General features: G+C 65.8%; 20 protein-coding genes. 9 read left to right on the forward strand and 11 right to left on the reverse strand.

Annotated elements, in window-relative coordinates:
* Positions 1–99 precede the first annotated feature (99 nt).
* The 7 genes from RTW82_RS01930 to RTW82_RS01960 all read left to right on the forward strand — a co-directional run bounded on the left by RTW82_RS01930 (position 100) and on the right by RTW82_RS01960 (position 8,825).
* The gene (locus RTW82_RS01930) at positions 100–1,152 is read left to right on the forward strand and encodes an ABC transporter substrate-binding protein (RefSeq protein WP_316924095.1); all 1,053 of its coding nucleotides are present in this window, start codon (positions 100–102) and stop codon (positions 1,150–1,152) included.
* Between the two features lie 123 nt (positions 1,153–1,275).
* Positions 1,276–2,709 carry an APC family permease gene (locus RTW82_RS01935; RefSeq protein ID WP_316924096.1) on the forward strand — a complete coding sequence of 478 codons (1,434 nt, stop codon included), beginning with the start codon at positions 1,276–1,278 and terminating at the stop codon, positions 2,707–2,709.
* A gap of 16 nt (positions 2,710–2,725) precedes the next feature.
* Complete coding sequence (locus RTW82_RS01940; RefSeq protein ID WP_316924097.1) at positions 2,726–4,108, forward strand: aspartate aminotransferase family protein; 1,383 nt, start codon at positions 2,726–2,728, stop codon at positions 4,106–4,108.
* A gap of 395 nt (positions 4,109–4,503) precedes the next feature.
* Positions 4,504–5,487 (forward strand): ABC transporter substrate-binding protein, encoded by a 984-nt coding sequence (locus RTW82_RS01945; RefSeq protein ID WP_021218257.1) that lies wholly within the window; start codon positions 4,504–4,506, stop codon positions 5,485–5,487.
* Positions 5,488–5,498: 11 nt separating this feature from the next.
* Positions 5,499–6,302, forward strand: coding sequence for an ABC transporter permease (locus RTW82_RS01950; protein WP_021218256.1), 804 nt, complete (start codon positions 5,499–5,501; stop codon positions 6,300–6,302).
* A complete protein-coding gene (locus RTW82_RS01955) occupies positions 6,290–7,126 on the forward strand; it encodes an ABC transporter ATP-binding protein (RefSeq protein ID WP_316924098.1) in 837 nt (278 codons plus the stop codon). Before RTW82_RS01950 ends, RTW82_RS01955 begins: the two co-directional genes overlap by 13 nt.
* A gap of 49 nt (positions 7,127–7,175) precedes the next feature.
* On the forward strand, positions 7,176–8,825 hold the full coding sequence (locus tag RTW82_RS01960; protein WP_316924099.1) for a GMC family oxidoreductase: 1,650 nt from the start codon (positions 7,176–7,178) through the stop codon (positions 8,823–8,825).
* Positions 8,826–8,926: 101 nt separating this feature from the next.
* Here RTW82_RS01960 and RTW82_RS01965 read toward each other — a convergent pair whose 3' ends face one another.
* The 9 genes from RTW82_RS01965 to RTW82_RS02005 form a co-directional block, all read right to left on the reverse strand.
* On the reverse strand, positions 8,927–9,811 hold the full coding sequence (locus tag RTW82_RS01965) for an ABC transporter permease subunit (protein WP_021218253.1): 885 nt from the start codon (positions 9,809–9,811) through the stop codon (positions 8,927–8,929).
* Positions 9,808–10,689, reverse strand: coding sequence for an ABC transporter permease subunit (locus RTW82_RS01970; protein WP_316924338.1), 882 nt, complete (start codon positions 10,687–10,689; stop codon positions 9,808–9,810). Before RTW82_RS01970 ends, RTW82_RS01965 begins: the two co-directional genes overlap by 4 nt.
* A gap of 23 nt (positions 10,690–10,712) precedes the next feature.
* Positions 10,713–11,855, reverse strand: a complete 1,143-nt coding sequence (potA, locus tag RTW82_RS01975) for a polyamine ABC transporter ATP-binding protein (RefSeq protein WP_316924100.1) — start codon at positions 11,853–11,855, stop codon at positions 10,713–10,715.
* Between the two features lie 146 nt (positions 11,856–12,001).
* Positions 12,002–13,093, reverse strand: coding sequence for a polyamine ABC transporter substrate-binding protein (locus RTW82_RS01980; protein ID WP_316924101.1), 1,092 nt, complete (start codon positions 13,091–13,093; stop codon positions 12,002–12,004).
* A gap of 74 nt (positions 13,094–13,167) precedes the next feature.
* Positions 13,168–14,262 carry a polyamine ABC transporter substrate-binding protein gene (locus RTW82_RS01985; RefSeq protein WP_410478740.1) on the reverse strand — a complete coding sequence of 365 codons (1,095 nt, stop codon included), beginning with the start codon at positions 14,260–14,262 and terminating at the stop codon, positions 13,168–13,170.
* Between the two features lie 58 nt (positions 14,263–14,320).
* Complete coding sequence (locus RTW82_RS01990; RefSeq protein WP_316924102.1) at positions 14,321–15,421, reverse strand: polyamine ABC transporter substrate-binding protein; 1,101 nt, start codon at positions 15,419–15,421, stop codon at positions 14,321–14,323.
* Positions 15,422–15,569: 148 nt separating this feature from the next.
* Positions 15,570–16,940, reverse strand: coding sequence for an aspartate aminotransferase family protein (locus RTW82_RS01995; protein WP_316924103.1), 1,371 nt, complete (start codon positions 16,938–16,940; stop codon positions 15,570–15,572).
* Positions 16,941–17,004: 64 nt separating this feature from the next.
* Positions 17,005–18,363 carry a glutamine synthetase family protein gene (locus tag RTW82_RS02000; RefSeq protein ID WP_021218246.1) on the reverse strand — a complete coding sequence of 453 codons (1,359 nt, stop codon included), beginning with the start codon at positions 18,361–18,363 and terminating at the stop codon, positions 17,005–17,007.
* A 42-nt stretch (positions 18,364–18,405) separates the two neighbouring features.
* Complete coding sequence (locus RTW82_RS02005; protein WP_021218245.1) at positions 18,406–19,158, reverse strand: gamma-glutamyl-gamma-aminobutyrate hydrolase family protein; 753 nt, start codon at positions 19,156–19,158, stop codon at positions 18,406–18,408.
* Between the two features lie 276 nt (positions 19,159–19,434).
* Between RTW82_RS02005 and RTW82_RS02010 the strand changes: the two genes are divergently transcribed.
* Both RTW82_RS02010 and RTW82_RS02015 read left to right on the forward strand, forming a co-directional pair.
* A complete protein-coding gene (locus RTW82_RS02010) occupies positions 19,435–20,811 on the forward strand; it encodes a glutamine synthetase family protein (protein ID WP_316924104.1) in 1,377 nt (458 codons plus the stop codon).
* A gap of 197 nt (positions 20,812–21,008) precedes the next feature.
* On the forward strand, positions 21,009–22,067 hold the full coding sequence (locus tag RTW82_RS02015) for a polyamine ABC transporter substrate-binding protein (RefSeq protein WP_021218241.1): 1,059 nt from the start codon (positions 21,009–21,011) through the stop codon (positions 22,065–22,067).
* Between the two features lie 5 nt (positions 22,068–22,072).
* On the opposite strand, the gene RTW82_RS02020 is transcribed toward RTW82_RS02015, so the two are convergent.
* Positions 22,073–22,996 carry a CobW family GTP-binding protein gene (locus RTW82_RS02020; RefSeq protein ID WP_316924105.1) on the reverse strand — a complete coding sequence of 308 codons (924 nt, stop codon included), beginning with the start codon at positions 22,994–22,996 and terminating at the stop codon, positions 22,073–22,075.
* Positions 22,993–24,738, reverse strand: a complete 1,746-nt coding sequence (locus RTW82_RS02025) for an amidohydrolase (RefSeq protein WP_316924106.1) — start codon at positions 24,736–24,738, stop codon at positions 22,993–22,995. The genes RTW82_RS02020 and RTW82_RS02025 overlap by 4 nt, the downstream gene beginning before the upstream one ends.
* Between the last annotated feature and the right edge of the window lie 74 nt (positions 24,739–24,812).

The raw sequence follows: 24,812 nt of genomic DNA on the forward strand, positions 1-24,812 counted from the left end.
AAGAAAACCATCCGCGCCCGTGCACGCGCGGATACCCGGCCCCAAGGCCACAACTGCCTCGACAACTGAACACAACTGAAAAGTAGTGAGGGAGTTCTCATGTCCAGATCCTTGCGTACCACCCTGCCCGCCACCCTCGGCCTCGCCCTGCTGACCACGGTCGGCGCGGCCCAGGCCCAGCCCGGGACGCTCACCGTGATCTCCTTCGGCGGCGCCACCAAGGCCGGCCAGGATGCCGCCTATTTCCGCCCCTTCGAACAGAGCGGTGCGGCCAAGGTGGTGGCCGGCGAATACAACGGCGAGCTGTCCAAGGTGAAGGCCATGGTCGACATCGGCCAGGTCAGCTGGGACCTGGTGGAAGTGGAAAGCCCCGAACTGCTGCGCGGTTGCGAGGAAGGCCTGTTCGAACCCATCGACCCGGCCCTGCTCGGCGATGCCGCGCACTTCATCCCCGGCACCCTCAGCGAGTGCGGCGTGGCCAGCTACGTGTGGTCCATGGTGCTGGCCTACGACGCCGGCAAGCTGGCGGCGGCGCCCACCTCTTGGGCCGACTTCTGGGACGTGCAGCGCTTCCCCGGCAAGCGCGGCCTGCGCAAGGGCGCCAAGTACACCCTGGAAGCCGCGCTGCTGGCCGATGGGGTGAAGCGCGAGGACCTCTACACCCTGCTGGCGACCCCGGAAGGCGTCAGCCGCGCCTTCGCCAAGCTCGACCAGATCAAGCCGAACATCCAGTGGTGGGAGGCCGGCGCCCAGCCGCCGCAATGGCTGGCGGCCGGCGACGTGGTGATGTCCGCCGCCTACAACGGCCGCATCGCCGCCGCGCAGAAGGAGGGCTCCAAGCTCGCCATCGTGTGGAACGGCAACCTCTACGACCCGGACCACTGGGCCATCGTCCGTGGCAGCCCGAACAAGGCCCTGGCCGAGCGCTTCATCGCCTTCGCCAGCCAGGCCGAGACGCAAAAGAGCTTCTCCAGCCAGATCCCCTACGGCCCGGTGCACAAGGACGCCCTGGCGCAGCTGCCCGCCGCCACCCAGGCGCAACTGCCCACCGCGCCGGCGAACCTGGCCGAAGCCCAGTTGGTGGATGCGGAATTCTGGGTCAACCACGGCGAGGAGCTGGAGGAACGCTTCAACGCCTGGGCGGCGCGCTGAGCCATGGTTCCGTCCGCGCCGGGAAAGCTGGGCGCGGGCGGGGCTGAACGACGGGTGCACCCCGTCACACCAGCCGGCGGCCCCTGAGCCGTCGGCGGATAACAAGAAGATCGGGAGAGCGTCATGAGTGCGAGTGTTTCCATCCCTGCCACGGGACAAACCAGCGGCCTGCGCCGCGTTCTCGGGCTGGGCCCGCTGGTGGCGGTGGCCGTCGGCCTGGTGGTGTCCCAGGGCGTGATGGTGCTGATGCTGCAAGGGGCCGGCCTGGCCGGGCTGGGCTTCATCATTCCCCTGGGCATCGCCTACCTGCTGGCGCTGACCTATGCCCTGTCGTTCTCCGAACTGTCGCTGATGATCCCCCGCGCCGGCAGCCTGAGCAGCTACACCGAGGTCGCCATCGGCCACTTCCCGGCCATCCTCGCCACCTTCTCCGGCTACATGGTGGTGGCCATGTTCGCCCTCTCGGCGGAGCTGCTGCTCCTCGACCTGATCATCGGCAAGGTCTACCCCGGCGCGCTGCCGCCGATGCTGGTGGCCTATGGCGTGCTCGCCCTGTTCACCGTCTTCAACCTGCTGGGCATCGACGTCTTCGCCCGCCTGCAGAGCGCCCTGGCCCTGGTGATGGTGGTGACCCTGCTGGCCCTCGGCATGGGCGCCATCAGCAGCGACATGGCCACCCTGGCCACGCCCCTGGACCAGGGCTGGAACCCGCTGGAAGCCGGCGCGCTGACCCTGGCGGCCATGGCCATCTGGGGCTTCGTCGGCGCCGAGTTCGTCTGCCCGCTGGTGGAGGAAACCCGCCGGCCGGAGCGCAACATCCCGCGCTCAATGATCATCGGCCTGACCCTGATCTTCGGCATCATCATCCTCTACTGCCTGGGCGCGCTGCTGTGCATCCCCCGCGAGCAACTGGCCGCCGACCCGCTGCCACACTTCCTCTTCGCCACCACCGTATTCGGCGAGGCCGGCAAGCTGTTCCTGGTGGCCGCTGCGGTGACCGCCACCTGCAGCACGGTGAACTCCTCCCTCGCCGCCCTGCCGCGCATGCTCTACGGCATGGCCCAGAACGGCCAGGCCTTCCCGCAGTTCAAGCGCCTCAGCCAACGCACCCGCACGCCCTGGGTGGCAGTGCTGTTCATCGCCGGCATCACCGGCCTGCCGATCCTCCTGCTGGGCCAGGACCCGGACTCCATCAGCCTGTTGCTGCTGGCCGCCGCGCTGGCCTGGCTGCTGGCCTACATCATCGTGCACGTCGACGTGATCGCCCTGCGCCGCCGCTACCCGCACATGGCCCGGCCGTTCCGCTCGCCCTTCTACCCCTGGCCCCAGGTGCTCGGCATCGTCGGCATGCTCTTTGCCATCTACCACGTCTCCCCGGCCCCGGAGATGACCGCGAGGATCTTCGGCACCGCCGGCGTGGTGCTCGGCCTGATCTCGGTGATCGCCATCGCCTGGATCAAGCGGGTGATGCGCAAGCCGCTGTTCGTGCCCGAGCCGCTGACCCCTTCCGAGCCGGCGCCGGTCATCCGCGCCGCCCTTTCCCCCGAACCCCTTTGACGAGCAGGAGAAGACCATGACCGCTCCCATCACCCCGCAGCGCAGCACCGAGGACTACCAGGCAGCCGATGCCGCGCACCACATCCACGCCTTCCTCGACCAGAAGGCGCTGAACGCCGAAGGCCCGCGCGTGATGGTCCGTGGCGAAGGCCTGCACCTGTGGGACAACGACGGCAAGCGCTACCTCGACGGCATGTCCGGCCTGTGGTGCACCAACCTGGGCTACGGCCGCAAGGACCTGGCCGCCGCCGCCAGCGCCCAGCTGGAGCAGCTGCCGTACTACAACATGTTCTTCCACACCACCCACCCGGCGGTGGTGGAGCTCTCCGAGCTGCTCTTCAGCCTGCTGCCGGCCCACTACAGCCACGCCATCTACACCAACTCCGGTTCCGAGGCCAACGAGGTGCTGATCCGCACCGTGCGCCGCTACTGGCAGATCCTCGGCAAGCCGCAGAAGAAGGTGATGATCGGCCGCTGGAACGGCTACCACGGCTCCACCCTGGCAGCCACCGCCCTGGGCGGGATGAAGTTCATGCACGAGATGGGCGGGCTGATCCCCGACGTCGCCCACATCGACGAGCCCTACTGGTTCGCCCAGGGCGGCGACCTGACCCCGGCGGAGTTCGGCCTGCGCTGCGCCCGCCAGCTGGAGGAGAAGATCCTCGAACTGGGTGCCGACAATGTCGCCGGCTTCATCGCCGAGCCCTTCCAGGGCGCGGGCGGGATGATCTTCCCGCCGGAGAGCTACTGGCCGGAGATCCAGCGCATCTGCCGCCAGTACGACGTGCTGCTGTGCGCGGACGAGGTGATCGGTGGCTTCGGCCGCACCGGCGAATGGTTCGCCCACCAGCACTTCGGCTTCCAGCCCGACACCCTGTCCATCGCCAAGGGCCTGACCTCCGGTTACATCCCCATGGGTGGCCTGGTGCTGGGCAAGCGCATCGCCGAGGTGCTGGTGGAACAGGGCGGCGTGTTCGCCCACGGCCTGACCTACTCCGGGCACCCGGTGGCCGCCGCCGTGGCCATCGCCAACCTCAAGGCGCTGCGCGACGAGGGTGTGGTCACCCAGGTGAAGAACGACACCGGCCCCTACCTGCAGCAATGCCTGCGCGAGGTGTTCGGCAAGCACCCGCTGATCGGCGAGATCCAGGGCACCGGCCTGGTGGCGGCCCTGCAGTTCGTCGAGGACAAGGCCACGCGCAAGCGCTTCGACAACGAGAACGACATCGCCTGGCGTTGCCGCACCCTCGGCTTCGAGGAGGGCGTGATCATCCGCTCCACCCTGGGCCGGATGATCATGGCGCCCGCCCTGGTGGCGACCCGCGCGGACATCGACGAACTGATCGACAAGACCCGCCGCGCGGTGGAGCGCACGGCCCAGGAGATCGGCCGCGGCTGAACAAGAACTGTAGGGGTGGGCTTCAGCACCGTAGGGTGGGCTTCAGCCCACCAGCGATGCATTGACCCGCGACGGAGCCACAGCCGTGCCCCGTCCTTCCAAACGGCTAGATAAACCGGGGCCATCTCCAGGCCCCGGTGCAGGAGGAAACGGTGGGCTGAAGCCCACCCTACGACCGAGTACAGCGTAGGTGGCGGCCCTCGAGGCCGGCGCCGCGATTGCCCGGTCCCGCTCCACGGCGATGCGCCGCATCAGATGCACCCAACGACACAGGGCCCATGGAAGGGGCCGCAGCAGAACAGGACCCCGAGCCCACGCAGGCCCGGGGCGCGGAACGAATTCGGCCAATGGCCCGTACTGCCCAGCAATTCCAACAACTAATGCGGGAGTGTTCCATGATCAAGTCCTTGCTACGTCGCTTCACCCTTCCCCTGACCTGCACCGCGTTGGCGGTCGGCGCCGCCGGCGCCCAGGCGGGCACCCTGTCCATCGGCCATACCACCTGGGTCGGCTACGGCACGCTGTACCTGGCCCGCGACCTGGGCTACTTCAAGGAGCTGGGCCTGGACCTAGAGCTGACCACCATCGAGGAGGCCTCGATGTACATGGCGGCCCAGGCCTCCGGGAAGCTGTCCGGCTCGGCCTCCACCATCGACGAGGTGCTCAAGTACCGCTCCAAGGATTTCTGCTTCAAGGCGGTCGCCGCGCTGGACGAAAGCTACGGCGGCGACGGCGTGCTGGTGGGCAAGGAGGTCACCAGCCTGAAGGACCTCAAGGGCCAGTCGGTGGCGGTGAACGAGGGCTCGGTCTCGCAGTTCTGGCTGTCCTACCTGCTCAAGCACAACGGCATGACCATGGCCGACCTGGATATCCAGAACATGACGGCCGACGACGCCGCCACCGCCTTCATCGCCGGTCGCGTGCCCGCCGCCGTGACCTGGGAGCCGCACCTGTCGCTGGTGCGCCAGAAGGGCGAAGGCAAGGTGCTGGTGGACAGCAGCACGACCCCCGGCGTGATCGTCGACGTGGTGGCGCTGTCCTGCGATGTGATCGACAAGCAGCCCGAGGACGTGAAGGCGCTGGTCAAGGGCCTGTACAAGGCCGTGCAGTTCACCCAGGACAACCCCGAGAAGGCCCACGAGATCATGGCCAAGGGCGTCGGCGGCTACCTGGCCGACCCGGTGGAGCTGGCCAACGCCGCCAAGGGCGTTCGCTTCTACGACCAGGCCATGAGCGAGAAGCTGCTTGGCGTGCCCGGCAAGCCCGGTGACATCAAGGGCGTGATCCGCCTGGCCAACGAGACCTGGAGTGCCCTGCAGGGCAAGCGCTACGAGGTCAGCTACGACGACCTCGTCGACACCCGCTTCGTCAGCCAGTAAGGGAGCCGACCATGCCTTCTCGACACTCCTGGCTGAACCGCTGCCTGACCCCCAAGGTCGAGCTGCCGGCGAAGCTGATACTCGGTGCGGGCAGCCTCGGCTGGCTGCTGGTGCTCGGCCTCTGGGCCGGGCTTTCCTACGGCGGCGTGGTGCCGGCGATGTTCCTGCCCACCCCGGGCGCGGTGCTGGAGGCGGCTGCGCGGCTGGCCGGCGACGGCACCCTCGGCAAGCACGTGCTGGCGAGTGTCGAGGTGGTGCTCATCGGCTTCGCGGTGTCGTCCCTGGTGGCGGTGCCGCTGGGGCTGCTGATGGGCAGCTTCCGCATCGTCCAGGCCTTCCTCGAACCGCTGGTGAACTTCGTCCGCTACCTGCCGGTGACCTCCTTCGTGCCGCTGTTCATCCTGTGGATCGGCATCGGCCTGGAGCAGCGGGTGACGGTGATCATCTTCGGCGTGTTCTTCCAGCAGCTGGTGATGATCGCGGACGTTTCCAAGGGCGTCTCGCGGGACCTGATCAACGCCTCCTACACCCTGGGTTCGAGCCGCCGCGACGTGGTGCTCCATGTGCTCGGCCCGGCCTCCCTGCCCGGCGTGCTGGACACCCTGCGGGTGACCATGGGCTGGGCCTGGACCTACCTGGTGGTGGCCGAGCTGGTGGCCGCCAGCAGCGGCCTGGGCTACATCAGCCTGAAGGCCATGCGTGGCTTCCAGGTGGACGTGATCTTCCTCGCCATCGCCATCATCGGCCTGCTCGGGCTGGTGACCGATCAACTGTTCCGACTCCTCCGACTGAAGGTGGCCTCATGGGCGCAGTAGCAGCCATGCACGATCAGACCCTGGCCGCCCCCGCTGCGGCCGCAACCCCCACTGAACGCCTGCGGGTGGAGAACGTCTGCCTGCGCTACCAGAGCCCGGGCGGCAAGACCTTCGCCGCGCTGGAGAACGTCTCCCTGAGCGTGCCGGACCAGCAGTTCGCCGTGCTCGTGGGCCCCTCCGGCTGCGGCAAGTCGAGCCTGCTGTACCTCACCGCCGGCCTGGCCGAACCCACCTCGGGGGAGATCTACGTCGGCGGCAAGCGGGTCGACGGGCCCGGCGCCGATCGCGGCATGGTGTTCCAGGGCTACACCCTGTTCCCCTGGCTCAACGTGCGCGAGAACATCGAGTTCGGCCTCAAGCGCAAGGGCATGCCCAAGGGCGAACGCCAGGAGATCGTCGACTTCTACCTGGCCGAAGTGGGCCTGGCGCCCTTCGCCGGGCATTACCCCAAGCAGCTTTCCGGCGGCATGATGCAGCGCGTGGCCATCGCCCGCGCACTGGCCAACGACCCGCAGATCCTGCTGATGGACGAGCCCTTCGGCGCCCTCGACAGCCAGACCCGCATGCAGATGCAGAAGCTGTTGCTGCGGGTGTGGGAGCACAGCAAGAAGACCGTGGTGTTCGTCACCCACGACATAGACGAAGCCATCCTGCTGGGCGACCGCATCTACGTCATGGGCGCCCGCCCCGGCCACATCAAGCGCGAGCTCGACGTGCCCATCCCCCGCCCGCGCGAGCTGGACATGGTGATGGACCGCGCCTTCATCGAGATGAAGCGCGAGATCCTCGGCCTGCTCCACGACGACCTTGAAGAGATGCACTGACCGCCCTGGGGCGGCGCGCCCGCCCCGGCACCATCGCAAGGAGGGCCCCATGCCCGCTTCGACTCCATCCCCCCAGCGTTACGACTACCTGGTGGTCGGCGCCGGATCGGCCGGCTGCGTCCTGGCCAACCGCCTCAGCGCCGATCCCGGCGTGCGCGTCTGCCTGATCGAGGCCGGCGGCAGCGACGCCAGCCCGCGCGTGCAGACGCCGGCCGGCACCATCACCCTGTACAAGAGCCGGCGCTTCAGCTGGAACTTCTTCTCCGCGCCCCAGCCACGCCTCAACGGCCGCCAGCTGCACTGCCCACGGGGCAAGGCACTGGGCGGCTCCAGTTCGATGAACTCGATGATCTACATCCGTGGCGACGCCTCCGACTACGACCGCTGGGCCGAACTCGGTTGCGACGGCTGGAGCTGGCGCGAAGTGCTGCCGCTGTTCAGGAAATCTGAGGGCAACCGCCTGGGCCAGGACCTGGCCTACCACGGCACCCGGGGCGAGCTGCTGGTGGACCGCGCCCGCGATCCCAACCCGCTGTCGTCGCTGTTCATCAAGGCGGCGGAAGCCATCGGCCTGAAACGCAACGACGACTTCAACGGCGGCCAGCTGGAAGGCGTCGGCATCTACAACCTGACGCAGAAGGAGGCACAGCGGCTGTCCAGCTACCGCGCCTTCGTCGCGCCGGTGCGCGAGCGGCCGAACCTGCAGGTGCTGACCGGCTGCAAGGTGCTGTCGCTGCTGCTGGAAGACGGCGCCGCCAAGGGCGTGCTGATCGAACGTGACGGCGTGGAGCAACGCCTGGAGTGCGGGCGCGAGGTGATACTCGCCGCCGGCGCCATCGGCTCGCCGCAGGTGCTCCTGGCTTCCGGCATCGGCCCCAGGGCGGAGCTGGAGGCCGCCGGCATCGAGGTGCGTCACGACCTGCCCGGCGTCGGCAAGAACCTGCAGGACCACCTCGACGGCCTGGTCACCGTGCGCTCGCCGAGCCCGCTGACCCTGGGCTTCTCCTGGGGCTCGCTGCCCAGCGTGCTGCTGTCGCCCTTCAAGTACCTGGCGCAGCGGAAGGGCTGGCTGACCACCAACTACGTGGAGGCCGGCGGCTTCGCCCGCACGCCCCTGGCCGGTGCGCTGCCGGACGTGCAGTTCCACTTCGTGCCGGGCTACCGCAGCCACCGCGGCCGCCTGTTCGAGTGGGGCCACGGCTACGCGGTGCACACCTGCGTGCTGCGCCTCGGCAGCATCGGCGAGCTGCGGGTGAAGGCGCGAGGGGAGATCGAGATCGACTACAACTTCCTCGCCGACCCCCAGGACGCCCGGGTGCTGGTGGAGGGCATCCGCCTGGCGCGGCGCATCCTCGCCGGTGCCGCCTTCGATGGCCTGCGTGGCCAGGAGATGCTGCCCGGCGCCGAGGTGCAGAGCGACGAGCAGTTGCTGGCGTACATCCATGAGCACGCCGCCACGGTGTTCCACCCGGTGGGCACCTGCAAGATGGGCGTGGACGCCATGAGCGTGGTGGACCCGCAGCTGCGGGTGCGCGGCGTGAGGGGCCTGCGCGTGGCCGATGCCTCGATCATGCCGACCCTGGTCAGCGGCAACACCAATGCGCCGTGCATCATGATCGGCGAGAAGGCCGCGCAGATGATCCTGCAGGGTGGAGCGGCCGAGATGGAAGCCGTGGAGGATGTCGCGGTGGCGGTCTAGGCCGTGCCGGTGGTTCCCGGGCTGAAGCCCGGGCTACGGCTGGCGCTGCGAACGGAAATGAAAAGGCCACCCGAGGGTGGCCTTTTCCGTTACCGCGAGGCTCAAGCCGGTTGGCTGGCCCCACCGCGCTTGTTGCTGGACGCGGCTTCGGCAGCCATGGATTCCATGGCCTCCTGGATGGCGCGCTTGCGGCGCTCTTCGGCCTGGCGGCTGAAGTACCAGGCGAAGAAGGTGAACAGCGACACGGTCAGCAGGATCAGGCTGGCCACGGCGTTGATCTCCGGTTTCACCCCCAGGCGCACGGCGGAGAACACTTCCATCGGCAGGGTGGTGGAACCGGGGCCAGAAACGAAGCTCGCCAGCACCAGGTCGTCCAGGGACAGGGCGAAGGACATCATGCCGCCCGCCGCCAGCGACGGCGCGATCATCGGGATGGTGATCAGGATGAACACCTTCCACGGACGCGCCCCGAGGTCCATGGCGGCCTCCTCGATGGACAGGTCCAGCTCACGCAGGCGCGCCGATACCACGATGGCCACGTAGGCCGAGCAGAAGGTGGTGTGGGCGATCCAGATGGTGACGATGCCACGCTCCTGGGGCCAGCCGATCAGTTGCGCCATGGCCACGAACAGCAGCAGCAGCGACAGACCGGTGATGACCTCGGGCATGACCAGCGGCGCGGTGACCAGGCCGCCGAACAGCGTGCGGCCACGGAAGCGCGGGATGCGGGTCAGGACGAAGGCCGCCAGGGTGCCCAGCGCCACCGCCGCGATGGCGGTGTAGCAGGCGATCTCCAGGGAGCGCATCACCGAGTTCATCAGCTGGGAGTTGTCCAGCAGGCCGACGTACCACTTCACCGACCAGCCGCCCCAGACCGTTACCAGCTTGGAGGCGTTGAACGAGTAGATGACCAGGATGAGCATCGGCAGGTAGATGAACAGCAGGCCGACCCAGAGCATCACGTTGGAGAAACTGAAGCGCTTCATACCTTGCCCTCCAGTTCCTTGGCTTGGTTACGGTTGAACAGGATGATCGGGACGATGAGGATCGCCAGCATCACCACTGCCAGCGCGGACGCCACCGGCCAGTCGCGGTTGTTGAAGAACTCCTGCCACAGCACCTTGCCGATCATCAGGGTCTCCGGGCCGCCGAGCAGTTCGGGGATGACGAACTCGCCCACCACCGGGATGAACACCAGCATGCTGCCGGCGATGATGCCGTTCTTGGACAGCGGCACGGTGATCTTCCAGAAGCTGTTGAAGTTGCTCGAACCGAGGTCCGATGCGGCTTCTAGCAGGCTCTGGTCGTGCTTCACCAGGTTGGCGAACAGCGGCAGGATCATGAACGGCAGGTAGGAATAGACCACGCCGATGTAGACCGCGGTGTTGGTGTTGAGGATCTGCAGCGGCTCGCTGATCAGGCCGATGCCCATCAGGAAGCTGTTGAGCAGGCCGTTGTTGCTGAGGATGCCCATCCAGGCGTAGACGCGGATGAGGATGGCGGTCCAGGTCGGCATCATGATCAGCAGCAGCAGCACGGTCTGGGCTTCCTTGCCGGCACGGGCGATGGCGTAGGCCATCGGGTAGCCGATCAGGAGGCACAGCAGGGTGCTGAAGAAGGCCATCTTCAGGGAGCCCAGGTAGGCGGCCAGGTAGAGTTCGTCCTCGCTCAGCATAAAGTAGTTGCCGAGGTTGAGGACGATCTGCAGCTGGTTGTCGGCCCAGGTGTAGATCTCGGTGTAGGGCGGGATCGCCACGTCCGCTTCCGCGAAGCTGATCTTCAGCACGATGGCGAAGGGCAGCAGGAAGAACAGGAACAGCCAGACGAAGGGAATCCCGATCACCGCGTGCCGGCCCGTGGGCAGGCGCTTCTTTATGCTGGATATTTTCATGAGCGCAGCACCACCCCGCTGTCGTCCTCCCACCATACGAAGACTTCATCGTCCCAGGTCGGACGCGCGCCGCGACGCTCGGCGTTGGCGACGAAGGACTGGACGATGGAGCCGCCGGGCAGCTTGACGTAGAACACCGAGTGACCGCCCAGGTAGGCGATGTCGTGGATCTTGCCGCGCGACCAGTTGTACTCGCAGGTGGGCTGCTCGGTGGTGACCAGCAGCTTCTCGGGGCGCAGGGCGTAGGTGATGCGCTTGTCCTGCACCGAGGTGGTGACGCCGTGGCCGACGTAGATCGGACGCTCCAGCTCGGGGCAGGCGATCAGGGCGTGGGCCTCGAGGTCTTCCACCACTTCGCCGTCGAACAGGTTGACGTTGCCGATGAACTCGCACACCAGGCGGCTGATGGGGGTCTCGTAGATGTCCACCGGGCTGCCGATCTGCTCGATGCAGCCCAGGTGCATGATGGCGATGCGCTGGGCCATGGTCATGGCCTCTTCCTGGTCGTGGGTCACCATGACGCAGGTCACGCCGACGCGCTCGATGATCTCCACCAGTTCCAGCTGCATCTGCGAACGCAGCTTCTTGTCCAGGGCGCCCATGGGCTCGTCGAGCAGCAGCAGCTTGGGCCGCTTGGCCAGCGAACGGGCCAGGGCCACGCGCTGACGCTGGCCACCGGAGAGCTGGTGCGGCTTGCGCTTGGCGTACTGGGTCATCTGCACCAGCTTGAGCATCTCGGTGACACGCTCATCGATCTCGGTGCTGGAGAGACGATCTTGTTTGAGTCCGAAGGCGATGTTCTGCGCAACAGTCATATGCGGGAAGAGCGCATAGGACTGGAACATCATGTTGATCGGCCGCTCGTAGGGCGGCATGTCGGTGATATCGACGCCGTCGAGGAAGATGCGACCTTCAGTCGGACGCTCGAAACCCGCCAGCATGCGCAGCAGGGTCGACTTGCCCGAGCCGGAACCACCCAGCAGGGCGAAGATCTCGCCCTTGTTGATGGTCAGCGAAACGTCGTCCACCGCAAGGGTCTCGTCGAACTGCTTGGTCACCCGGTCGATCTTGACCAGCACCTCTTTGGGTTGCTGGTTGCCCTCGAGGGCTTTCTTGTAGGCACCGGAGGCTATTGCCATTACCACACTCCCAATTCTTGCTAGCCGACCATTATGGCCGGTTGCGTTGAGTATCGCTCGTTAGGCGCGAGACGCGCGTCCTGACCCGCTCGTCGCCCGCTCTGGTGCGGGGCCGCGCAACCCCAAGCCGCGCGGCCCGCCCCCGATCATTTGCCCGACTTGACCTTGGTCCAGCTACGGGTCATCAGCCGTTGCACCTTCGGAGGCAGTTCCTCCGAGACGTACAGCTTGTCCAGCACCGCTTGTGGCGGGTACACGGACGCGTCGTCACGCACTTCCTGATTCATGAATTCGCCCGACTTGGTGTTCGGGTTGGCGTAGCCCACGTAGTCGCTGACCTTGGCGATGACTTCGGGGCGCAGCAGGTAGTCGATGAAGGCGTGGGCTTCCTTGACGTTGGCGGCATCGGCCGGCACGGCGACCATGTCGAACCAGAGGTTGCCGCCCTCTTTCGGGATCGCATAGGCGATCTCGACGCCCTTGCCGGCTTCCTCGGCGCGCGCGGCGGCCTGGAAGATGTCACCGGAGAAGCCCGCCGCGACGCAGATATCGCCGTTGGCCAGGTCACCGATGTACTTGGAGGAGTGGAAATAGGTGATGTAGGGGCGTACCTCCATCAGCTTGGCCTCGGCTTTCTTGTAGTCGTCCGGGTTCTTGCTGTTGGGGTTCAGGCCCAGGTAATTGAGCATGGCCGGAATCATTTCGTCGGCCGAGTCGAGGAAGGCCACGCCGCACTGGCTGAGCTTCTTGATGTTCTCGGGTTCGAAGATCACCGACCAGGAGTCGATCTTGTCGACGCCGAGCACGGCCTTGACCTTCTCGGCGTTGTAGCCGATGCCGTTGGTGCCCCAGAGGTAGGGGACGGAGTACTGGTTGCCGGGGTCGTTGGCTTCCAGGCGCTTGAGCAGCGCGGGGTCGAGGTTGTCCCAGTTCTTCAGCTGGCTGCGGTCCAGTTTCTGGAAGGCGCCGGCCTTGATCTGCTTGCCGAGGAAGTGGTTGGAGGGGACCACCACGTCATACCCGGTGCGACCGGCCAGGAGCTTGCCTTCGAGGGTTTCGTTGGAGTCGAAGACGTCATAGACGGGCTTGATGCCGGTCTCTTTCTGGAAGTCCGCCAGGGTGGTCTCGCCGATGTAGTCGGACCAGTTGTAGATGTGCACCGTCTGCTCGGCGTGGGCCTGTGAAGCCAGGGTCAGCACGGCGGCGGTGATCAGGGTTTTGCAGAAGGAAACTCGCACACTTTAATCCTCTTGATATGCCGGGCCGCTGGCGCACCGGGGCGCGCTGCGGAGTTTCTTATCGGGTTGTCGCTTCAACGACCGCTTTTTATCCGGGTCCAGTCACGGGTCAGCCAGCGCTGGACATCGCGCGGGCGCTCCCGGGCCACATAGAGCTTGGCCATCACTTCCGGCGAGGGGTAGACGCCGGGGTTCTCGCGCACGCTGGCATCCACCAGCGCGGTCGCATCCTTGTTGGCATTGGCATAGGAAACGTAGTCGCTGATCTTGGCGATCACATCCGGGCGCATCAGGTAGTTGATGAAGATATGCGCCTCTTCCACGTGCTTGGCGTCCCGGGGGATGGCCAGCATGTCCGCCCACATGGCGGTGCCTTCCTTGGGGATGACGTAGATGATCTCGTCCTTGCGCCCGGCCTCTTCGGCGCGGCTGGCGGCCTGGAGCATGTCGCCGGAGTAGCCGAAGGCGATGCAGATGTCGCCGTTGGCCAGGTCACCGATGGACTTGGAGGAGTGGAAGTAGGTGATGTACGGGCGCACCTTGAGCAGCTGGGCGGTGGCCTTGTCGTAGTCGGCGCGCTCGTGGGTGTGGGGCGAGCCGCCGAGGTAGTTGACCATCTGCGGCATGACTTCATCGCCGGAATCGATCAGGGCGACGCCGCACGGGGTGAGCTGCTTGACCACCTCGGGGTCGAACAGCAGCGACCAGGAGTCGAGCTTGGCATCGGCACCGAGGATGGCGCGCACCTTGGTGGCGTTGAGGCCGATGCCGTTGGTGCCCCACATGTAGGGCACGGAGTATTCGTTGCCCGGATCGCCGCCCGCGAGGTTCTTCAGCACGGCAGGGTCCAGGTGGGAGAGGTTCGGCAGCTTGGACTTGTCCAGCTTCTGGTAGGTGCCGGCCTTGATCTGCTTGGCCAGGAAGTGGTTGGTGGGGACCACCACGTCGTAGCCGGATTGCCCGGTGGCGAGCTTGCCATCGAGGGTTTCGTTGGAGTCGAAGACGTCGTAGACCACCTTGATCCCGGTTTCCTTCTGGAAGTTCTCCAGGGTGTCCGGTGCGATGTAATCGGACCAGTTGTACACGTGCACGACACGCTCCTGCGCCTGTGTCATGGACACGACGAAGAAACTGGCCAGCAACCCGTACAGCCAGGGGCGATTGCGCATGAGGAGGTCCTCTTGGGGTGGTTCACCCTCCGGCGAGCGCCGGAGGGTGGGTGGCGGCTTACTTGCCCGACTTGATGGTGGTCCAGGTACGGGTCATTACGCGCTGCACCTTGGCCGGCAGGTCCGGGAAGGCGTAGAGCTTGGCCATGGTCTCCTTGCTCGGGTAGATGCCCGGGTCGGTGCGGATCGCCTCGTCCACCAGCGGGGTGGCGGCGGCGTTACCGTTCGGGAACTGCACGAAGTTGGTGATCTCGGCCATCACCTCCGGCTTCATCAGGAAGTTCATGAAGGCGTAGGCGGCGTCCGGGTTGGCGGCGTCGGCGGGGATCGCGACCATGTCGAAGAAGGTGCCGGCACCTTCCTTCGGAATGTTGTAGGCGACCTTCACGCCAGCCTTGGCCTCGTCGGCACGGGACTTGGCCTGGTACACGTCACCCGAGTAGCCCACGGCCACGCAGAGGTTGCCGTTGGCCAGGTCGGAGATGTACTTGGAGGAGTGGAAGTAGGTCACGTGCGGACGGATCTTGAGGAACAGCGCCTCGGCTTCCTTGAGCTGCTTGGGGTCCTGGCTGACCGGGCTGTAGCCCAGGTAGTGCAGGGCGATCGGCAGGATTTCGGTCGGCGAGTCGAGGAAGGAAACACCGCAGGATTTCAGCTTCTCGATGTTCTCGGGCTTGAACAGCAGGTCCCAGGAATCCACCGGGGCCTTGTCGCCGAGCACGGCCTTGACCTTGTCGACGTTGTAGCCGATGCCGATGGAGCCCCACATGTAGGGGAAGGCGTACTGGTTGCCCGGGTCGGACACTTCGACGGTCTTCAGCAGGTTCGGGTCCAGGTTCTTCCAGTTCGGCAGCTTGGACTTGTCCAGCGGCTGATAGACCTTGGCCTTGATCTGCTTGGCCAGGAAGTTGTTGGACGGCACCACGATGTCGTAACCGGACTTGCCGGCCAGCAGCTTGGCTTCCAGGGTCTCGTTGGAGTCGAAGACGTCGTAGACGACCTTGATCCCGGTTTCCTTGGTGAACTTCTCGACGGTTTCCGGGGCGATGTAGTCAGACCAGTTATAGACGTGCAGCACCTTGTCTTCTGCCTGCGCCACACCAGCCACAGCGCCAGCGAGCGTCATGGCGAGCAAGGTCTTGCCGAAGGTTTTGAACATGCGGGTAGCTCCATTTGTTGTTTAAGTGTCCGAGCGGCGTCGCCACCGCCCGGTGAGCCTGGCCAACGCACTGGCGCAGTCTGGCAAGGTCAGGGGCGCGCTTACAACAGCTCGCGGGATGCGATTGTTTGCAAACTCGCCCAATTGCTCAACCCAGAACTGCACTCGCGGTGAGATCGAGGCATTTGCGGGCCTTGGTCACCAGTTCGTCGATCTCGTCCTTACTGATCACCAGCGGCGGCGACACAATCATAGTGTCCCCGACCGCACGCATGATCAGGCCATTACGGAAGCAGTGCTCGCGGCACTGCATGCCCACGCCCAGATCGGTGAAACGCTCACGGGTCTTCTTGTTCTTGACCAGTTCCAGGGCGCCAACCATGCCGACCCCACGCGCTTCGCCAACCAGGGGATGGTCAGCCAGCTCCTGCCAGCGTTGTTGCAAATACGGTGCCGTTTCCGCCTTCACTTTCTCGACGATCTTCTCTTCGCGGAGGATGCGGATGTTTTCCAGCGCCACCGCAGCGGCAACCGGGTGACCGGAGTAGGTGAAGCCGTGGTAGAACTCGCCGCCCTGGTTGAGCACCTCGACCACCTCGTCACGGACGATCACGCCGCCCATGGGGATGTAGCCGGAGGTCAGGCCCTTGGCGATGGGCATCAGGTCCGGGGCGTTGCCGTAGTACTGGCTGCCGAACCACTCGCCGGTACGGCCGAAGCCGCAGATGACTTCGTCGGCGATGAACAGGATGTCGTAGCGGGCGAGGATCTCGCGGATCTTCGGCCAGTAGGTTTCCGGCGGCACGATCACGCCGCCCGCGCCCTGGATGGGCTCGGCGATGAAGGCGGCGACGTTCTCTTCGCCGACTTCGAGAATCTTCTTCTCCAGCTGCTCGGCGGCCCAGACGCCGAACTCCTCGGGGGCCATGTCGCCACCCTCGCCGAACCAGTAGGGCTGGGCGATGTGGGTGATCCCCGGGATCGGCAGGTCGCCCTGCTCGTGCAGCGCCTTCATGCCGCCGAGGCTGACGCCGGCGACGGTGGAGCCGTGGTAGCCGTTCCAGCGGCCGATGACCACTTTCTTCTTCGGCTGGCCCTTGGTCGCCCAGTAGTGGCGGACCATGCGCAGCACGGTGTCGTTGGCTTCGGAACCGGAACCGGTGAAGAACACGTGGTTCATGCCCTCGGGCGCCAGCTCGGAAATGGCCTTGGCCAGTTCGATGACGGGCGGGTGGGCGGTCTGGAAGAACAGGTTGTAGAAGGGCAGCTCGCGCATCTGGCGGGTGGCCGCCTGCACCAGTTCCTCGCGGCCGTAGCCGACGTTGACGCACCACAGGCCGGCCATGGCATCGAGGATCTTGTTGCCCTCGCTGTCCCAGATGTAGACGCCGTCGGCTTTGGTGATGATCCGCGCGCCCTTGGCATTCAACGCCTGATAGTCGGTGAACGGCGGCAGGTGGTGGTCGCGACTGAGTGCCTGCCACTCAAGGGTCTGGGGGTTGGTCACTGGGCTCTTCATTATCTACACCTCTATGCAAATCTGGGTTGGCGTGCCGCGCCACGAACGCGGCACGCCGTTTGGATCAGACGGAAAGCAGCAGGAATTCACGCTCCCAGGAGCTGATGACCCGCTTGAAGTTCTCGTGCTCGGCGCGTTTCACCGCGACGTAGGCGCTGATGAACTTGGCACCCAGGAATTTCTCCAGGGGCTTGCAGTTCTCCAGGCGCTCGAGGGCGTCTTCGAGGGTCAGCGGCAGACGCAGGTTGCGACGCTCGTAACCACGGCCCTTCACCTGTGCGCTCGGCTTGATCTGCTCGACCATGCCTATATAGCCGCACAGCAGGCTGGCGGCGATCGCCAGGTAGGGGTTGGCATCGGCACCGGCCAGTCGGTTCTCCACGCGGCGGTTCTGCGGGGTGGCATCCGGGACGCGCAGGCCCACGGTGCGGTTCTCCTCGCCCCATTCCACGTTCACCGGCGCCGAGGTGTCGGGCAGGAAGCGGCGGAAGGAGTTCACGTTCGGGGCGAACAGCGGCAGCAGCTCGGGGATGAACTTCTGCAGGCCACCGATGTGGTGCAGGAACAGCTCGCTCATGGAGCCATCTTCATTGGAGAAGATGTTCTTGCCGGTCTTGATGTCCACCACGCTCTGGTGCAGGTGCATGGCACTGCCCGGCTGGTCGGTGATCGGCTTGGCCATAAAGGTGGCGGCGACGTTATGTTTCAGCGCGGCCTCGCGCATGGTGCGCTTGAACACGGTGATCTGGTCGGCCAGGGACAGGGCTTCGCCGTGACGGAAGTTGATCTCCATCTGCGCCGGGCCTTCCTCGTGGATGAGGGTGTCCAGGTCCAGGTCCTGGGCTTCGCACCAGTCGTACATGTCCTCGAACAGCGGGTCGAATTCGTTCGCCGCGTCGATGGAGAAGGACTGGCGGCCGGTTTCCGGACGGCCGGAACGACCGATCGGCGCCTGCAGCGGGTAGTCGGGGTCGTCGCTGCGCTTGGTCAGGTAGAACTCCATCTCCGGCGCGACGATCGGGCGCCAGCCCTTGTCGGCGTAGAGCTTGAGCACTTTCTTGAGGATGTTGCGCGGCGACAGCTCGATGGGGTTGCCCATCTTGTCGAAGGTGTCGTGGATCACCATCGCGGTGGGTTCCAGCGCCCAGGGCACGAGGAACACGGCGTTCTCGTCCGGGCGGCAGACCATGTCGATGTCGGCAGGGTCCAGCAGCTCGTAATAAACGTCGTCCTCGACATAGTCGCCGGTGACGGTCTGCAGCAGCACACTCTCGGGGAGGCGCATGCCCTTTTCGTCGAGGAACTTGTTGGTCGGCGAAATCTTGCCCCGGGCAATGCCGGTAAGATCGCTGATCAAGCATTCAACTTCGGTGATTTTGCGTTCTTTCAACCAGCTTGTGAGCTGGTCCAACTTGGTAGTCATAAAGACCTCAGGGTGTGAGAGCTGCAACTGGTATAGCTGAGCTCAGCGTTGCCCCGCCCTCTTCCTGCAAGCCTCACCAAAGGCCTGGAAGATGGCGAGATAATCGGGATTGGAACGAACCTGCCACTCGGGGTGCCACTGTACTCCGAGCGCGAAACTCTTCGCGCCGACGACCGAGCAGGATTCGACCAACCCGTCAGGCGCCAGCGCTTCTACGTGAAGGCCCGGCGCCAGACGTTCAACGCCCTGGCCATGAATGGAATTTACGAGAATCTCCGCCGGCAAGCCGATGCCCGCGAGGATGCCACCCGGCTGGATCTGCACGGGGTGGCGGGGTGCATACTGCACCTCGAGCGGCTCATCGGCCGGCTCGCGGTGATCCATGAGGCCTACGACCGCATGCACCTTCTGGTGGAGGGTGCCGCCGAAGGCCACGTTCATTTCCTGGAAGCCCCGGCAGATGCCGAGCACGGGCACACCGGCGGCCACGGCGGCGCGCATCAGCGCAAGCGTGGTGCCATCGCGCTGCGGGTCGTGGAGGGTGCCGGGCTCGCTGGCCGGGCCTGAATAAAGATGGGGTTCGACGTTGGAAGGTGAACCGGTGAACAGCAAGCCGTCTAGACTGGCCAGAAGGGATGTCGTGTCGAGGAGCTCGCCGAGAGCCGGAATAATCAGCGGAACCCCGCCGGCGCCAAGGGCTACCGCACGAAGGTACTTGTCACCCGCTATATGGTAGGGATGCAGACCGATCTGCTTGGTGCAGGCGGTGACGCCGATGAACGGCAGGCGAGACATGAGACACCCGTTTTATTGCTGTTATGGGTTGCGACCGAGCTTAGCGTTGTTCATTTTTTTACACAATAGGGCTGTAAAAAATCGAACACACCTCGCTGAGCGCCCCGCCGCCCATGGTCCCGAGAGGGGTTCCAAGCCCTCTAAACGCCCCAAAATTGGCCATATGGCCCTGTTTTAGGGCAAAATGGGGCGCTATTGACATCGTTAGGGGTTTCGGATTGACTCACACCCCAGCGAACGTGTGATTGATATTTTTAACAAGAAAGGTGTTGCATCATGTCGGTACCCCCGCGTGCCGTTCAGCTTCAAGAAGCGAACGAGTTCCTTAAGGAACATCCTGAGGTCCAGTTCGTCGACCTCCTGATCGCAGATATGAATGGAGTAGTACGAGGCAAGCGAATCGAACGCGCCAGCCTCCACAAAGTTTACGAAAAAGGCATCAACCTCCCCGCTTCCTTATTTGCCCTCGATATCAACGGTTCCACCGTTGAGAGCACCGGCCTCGGCCTGGATATCGGCGACGCCGACCGCATCTGCTACCCGATCCCCGGCACCCTGTGCGACGAGCCCTGGCAGAAGCGCCCCACCGCGCAACTGCTGATGACCATGCACGAAATGGAAGGCGAGCCCTTCTTCGCCGACCCGCGTGAAGTCCTGCGCCAGGTCGTCGCGAAGTTCGACGCACTCGGTCTGACCATCTGCGCTGCATTCGAGCTCGAGTTCTACCTGATCGACCAGGAGAACGTGAACGGCCGTCCGCAGCCGCCGCGCTCCCCCATCTCCGGCAAGCGTCCGCAGTCCACCCAGGTGTACCTCATCGATGACCTCGACGAATACGCCGACTGCCTGCAGGACATCCTCGAAGGCGCCAAGGTCCAGGGCATCCCGGCCGACGCCATCGTCAAGGAAAGCGCTCCGGCCCAGTTCGAGGTGAACCTCCACCACGTGGCGGACCCGATCAAGGCCTGCGACTACGCCGTGCTGCTCAAGCGCCTGGTGAAGAACATCGCGTATGACCACGAGATGGACACCACCTTCATGGCCAAGCCCTACCCGGGTCAGGCCGGCAACGGTCTGCACGTCCATATCTCGCTGCTGGACAAGCATGGCAAGAACATCTTTGCCAGCGAGGATCCCGAGCAGAACGCCGCATTGCGCCATGCGCTCGGCGGTGTGCTCGAGACCCTACCCGCTTCCATGGCCTTCCTCTGCCCGAACGTGAACTCCTACCGCCGCTTCGGCGCGCAGTTCTACGTGCCGAACGCACCGAGCTGGGGTCTGGACAACCGTACCGTCGCCCTGCGCGTGCCCACCGGCAGTGCGGATGCGGTGCGTATCGAACACCGCGTAGCCGGTGCCGATGCCAACCCGTACCTGATGATGGCGTCGATCCTGGCGGGCGTGCACCACGGCCTGACCAACCAGATCGAACCCGGCGCCCCCATCGAAGGCAACTCGTACGAGCAGTTGGAGCAGAGCCTGCCGAACAACCTGCGCGATGCCCTGCGCGAGTTGGACGACAGCGAAATCCTGGCCAAGTACATCAGCCCGGATTACATCGACATCTTCGTCGCGTGCAAGGAAAGCGAGCTGGAGGAATTCGAACACTCCATCTCCGACCTCGAATACAACTGGTATCTGCATACCGTGTAAGCGAGTCGAAAGACGCCGGCCCCAGGGCCGGCGTTTTTTTGTCTGCGATTCACCCCTTCCTCCCACCCGAGATCTCGGAAGGGCGCTGTGAGAACCGCGCAAAGGCCCGATCCAGAGAGGCCCAGCCGCTGACATGCATCAACCTGCTGAAACATTTGCGCCGCAATAATGCGGCGTCAACCATCAGGGAGGACTCCATGCCCCGCTTCCTCGCACCGCTGCTGTTCGCGCTGCTGCCGACCCTGGCCAGCGCTGAAGACACCATCCGCGTCTACAACTGGAACGACTACATCGCCCCCCAGGTGCTCAAGGACTTCGAGCAGCAGACCGGCATCCGCGTGGACTACCACACCTTCTCCAGCGCTGAAGAGCTGCAGAAGATCATGGCAAGCGGCGAGGCCATCGACATCGTCGTGCCCTCCCACAACAACCTCCCCGAACTGATCAAGGCCGGGCGCCTGCAGGCCCTGGACTTCAGCCGCCTGCCCAACCGCCAGCACCTGGACAAACAGCTGCTGAGCAAGCTCGCCGCCGTCGACCCCAACAACCAGCACGCCGTGCCCTACCTCTGGGGCGCCGTGGGCCTCGCGGTGAACACGCCCCAGGCCGAGAAGGCCTATGGCGGGCCGCTGCCGCCGAGCTGGAGCGTGCTTTTCGAGCCGGAGCAGAGCAAGCGCCTGGCCAGCTGCGGCATGAGCGTGCTCGACGCCCCGGACGAAGCCCTGTCCATTCTCATGACCTACCAGGGCCGCACCCTCGCCCGCACCGCCCCCAGCCGCCTCAAGCGCTCCGCCGAACTGCTCACCGGCCTGCGCCCGAACCTGCGCTACATCGACAGCGAGCGCTACATCGAAGACCTCAACAAGGGCCAGCTGTGCGTCGCCATGGCCTGGGTCGGCGACGCCCTCAACGCTGCGGCCGCCGGCCAGCCGGTGCGCTTCGTGGTGCCCGACGAGGGCTCGGTGCTGTTCATCGACAACCTCGCCATCCCCACCAGCGCCAACCGCGCCGACCTCGCCCACCGCTTCATCGACTTCATGATGCAGCCCAAGGTCGCCGCGCAGATCACCACTGAAACCCTCTACCCCAACGGCAATGCCGACGCCCGCGAATTCCTCGCCGCCGGCCTGCGTGACCAGCCCGGCCTCTACCCGGACAAGGAAACCAAGCGCCGCCTGTTCGCCCTGGAATCCCTGCCCGACAAGCTCGGTGCCACCCGTGACCAGGTCTGGGCCGAGTTCCGCGACGGCCACTGATCCCGTTAGCGCAGGCAGGCGCGCAAGCCGCTCTCCAGCGCCTCGCGCCCGGCGAACCCACGCCGGGCGATGAACACCAGGCGCATGCCGTCGTCCACCGTCCCGCTCACCGGGCTGAACTGGCTGCGCCGGCCCACCTGCTGCAGCCACAGCGGCCCCTCGCCAGCCCCCAGGCGCACCCAGCCCTTGAGGCGGAACAGCGCGTCCGGCAGGTCGGCCAGCCAGGCCTTCAGGCACTGGGCATCCAAGCGCCCCTCGTCTTCCCAGACCCAGGATTCGAACAACTGCCCATGGTCCGCCGTCGCCACCGGCGTCAGTGCGCCGGGCGTACGGTTCGGCGCGCCAGCGTCCAGCCACAGCGCATCCGGCAGATCGGCCTGCACCCCGACGTGCAGCAACGCCCGCGCCGGCAGCGCCTCGCGCAGGCGCTCCAGTGCGTCCGCGCCCACCAGGTCGGTCTTGTTCAGCAGCAGCACGTCGGCCGCCGCCACCTGGGCGCGGGCCAGCCGCGCGTATTCGCCGTCCAGCTCCAGGTGCCGGGTGGCGTCCACCAGAGTGATCACCAGGTCCAGCCGCAGCAGGCTGCGCAGCTGTGGATAAGCCAGGGTCTGCACGATGCGCTGCGGGTCGGAGACGCCGCTGCACTCGATGACGATGCGCTGCAGGCGCGGCTGCAACCGCGCCAGGCTGGCGAGCTGGGCCAGCAGGTCCTCCTGCACCGTGCAGCAGATGCAACCGTTCTGCAGGCTGTACACCGCATCGGTGACCTCGGCCACCAGCGCCGCATCGATGTTCAGCGCACCGAAGTCGTTGACGATCACCGCCAGCCGGCTATCCCCCGCGCGCTGCACCATGCGATTGAGCAAGGTGGTCTTGCCGGCACCGAGAAAGCCCGCCACCACCGTGACCGCGATGCGCTCGTCCATCATTGCTGCGCCTCGATCACCGGCGGCTCGCCGCTCCAGACCGCCTTCAGGCCAAGCCCGGCCAGCGCCTCCTCGCGGTCGTAGACCAACTGCCCCTCGACGAAGGTCAGCTGCACCCGGGTGCGGTGGATGTAGTTGCGTGGCGGCTGGGCGAACAGGTCGCGGTCGAGCACGATCAGGTCCGCCGCCTTGCCCGCTTCCAGGCTGCCGGTGCTGCCCTCCAGGCCCATGGCGATGGCACCGTTGCGGGTGGCCACGCGCAGCGCCTGCTGCAGGGTGATCGGCTCGCCGAAGCACGCCGGGTCGTCGTTCCAGGGGTTCTGCCGGGTGACCATGGTTTCCAGCGCCAGCCAGGGGTCGATGGACGCCACCGGCCAATCGGTGCCGAACACCGCCGTGCCGCCCGCCTCCAGCACGCCCTTGAAGTCGTAGATGCGCTTGAGGCGCTCCTGCCCATAGCCCGAACGGGCGCCGGTGGCGAAGGGCGTCGGGTACCAGGCGGCGGGCGAGAACTCGGCGATCACCTGCAGATCCTGGAAGCGCTTGAGGTTGCCGGGGTGCAGCAGCGTGCTGTGGGCGCACTGGTGGCGCACGCCACTGAAACCGTTGCGTCGGCGCGCCTCGGCCACCGCATCGAGGAACACATCGGAGGCACCATCGCCGGTGCAGTGGGCGATGACGCGGATGCCCCGGCTGTCCATGTCCACCAGCATGTCGGTGATGTGCTCGGGGGTGAGGTTGAGCTTGCCGCGCCAGTCCGCTTCGTTGGGCCAGGGCGTGAGCAGGAAGGACGAGCGCGGCTCCACGGTGCCGTCGAAGTGGAACTTCACCGCGTTGGCGCTGAGGCGGGCGCTGCGGTAGTAGTGACGCTCGCCGCTGAGCAGCTCCCAACGCCGACGCACCGGGAAGATATCGTCCTGCCAGCTGATCGCCGCCTCGATGCGCACCGTCAGCTCACCGGCGTCATCCAGCTCCTTCAGCGCCTGCAGGCGATGCTCGCAGACGTGCACGTACTTGCTCGCCGTCACCCCCCGCGTGCTCTGGAAATGCACGCCATCGCGGTAGGCCCGGCGCAGCACCGCCACCGGGGTCGGCGGCATGGCGGCGTGGATCATCGCGTAGGCGCCATCGATCATCAGGCCGGTGGGTTCACCGGTGAGCTCATCGCGCTCCAGGTAGCCATTGCGCGGGTCGGGGGTGTGGCGATCGATGCCGGCCAGCTGCAAGGCCTTGGAGTTGACCATCATGGTGCCCCACATGCGGTCCAGCAGCGCCACCGGGCGGTCCGGCATTACCTGGTCGAGCCAGGCCCGCCCGGGCACCAGCCCCGCCTCGCGGAAGGTGTAGCGCACCCAGTACTGGCCGTGGATCCAGCCATCACCGGGGTGGGAATCGGCGTAGGCATGGATCGCCGCCTCCAGTTGCGCGGGCGTCGGGTCTTCGATGCCGACGTCCAGGTCATCGCTGTAGCGCGGCGCCAGGGCCAGGTCCGGGTGGGTGTGCATGTCGTGCAGGCCGGGCATGCAGAACGCGCCGCCGAGGTCATGCACGCGGGTGGCCGGTCCCTTGTAGGCCTGCACGGCGGCGCGGCTGCCCACGGCGAGCAGGCGGCCATCGCGGATGGCCACCGCCTCGGCCCAGGGCTGCGCCGGGTCCATGGTGCAGATGCGACCGTTATCGAGGATCAGGTCGGCAAAATGGCCAGTGGCCGAATGGGTCGAGGTGAAGTTGTCGGCGTCAGTCATGGCGGCACCTTGTGATTTTCGGGCGTGGCCAGGCCCGGCGCAGAAATGCGCCGTGAGCCTGGTTCGGTCAGGGG

This window comes from Pseudomonas sp. zfem005 (genome assembly GCF_032621735.1).
GTDB lineage: Bacteria > Pseudomonadota > Gammaproteobacteria > Pseudomonadales > Pseudomonadaceae > Metapseudomonas > Metapseudomonas solani.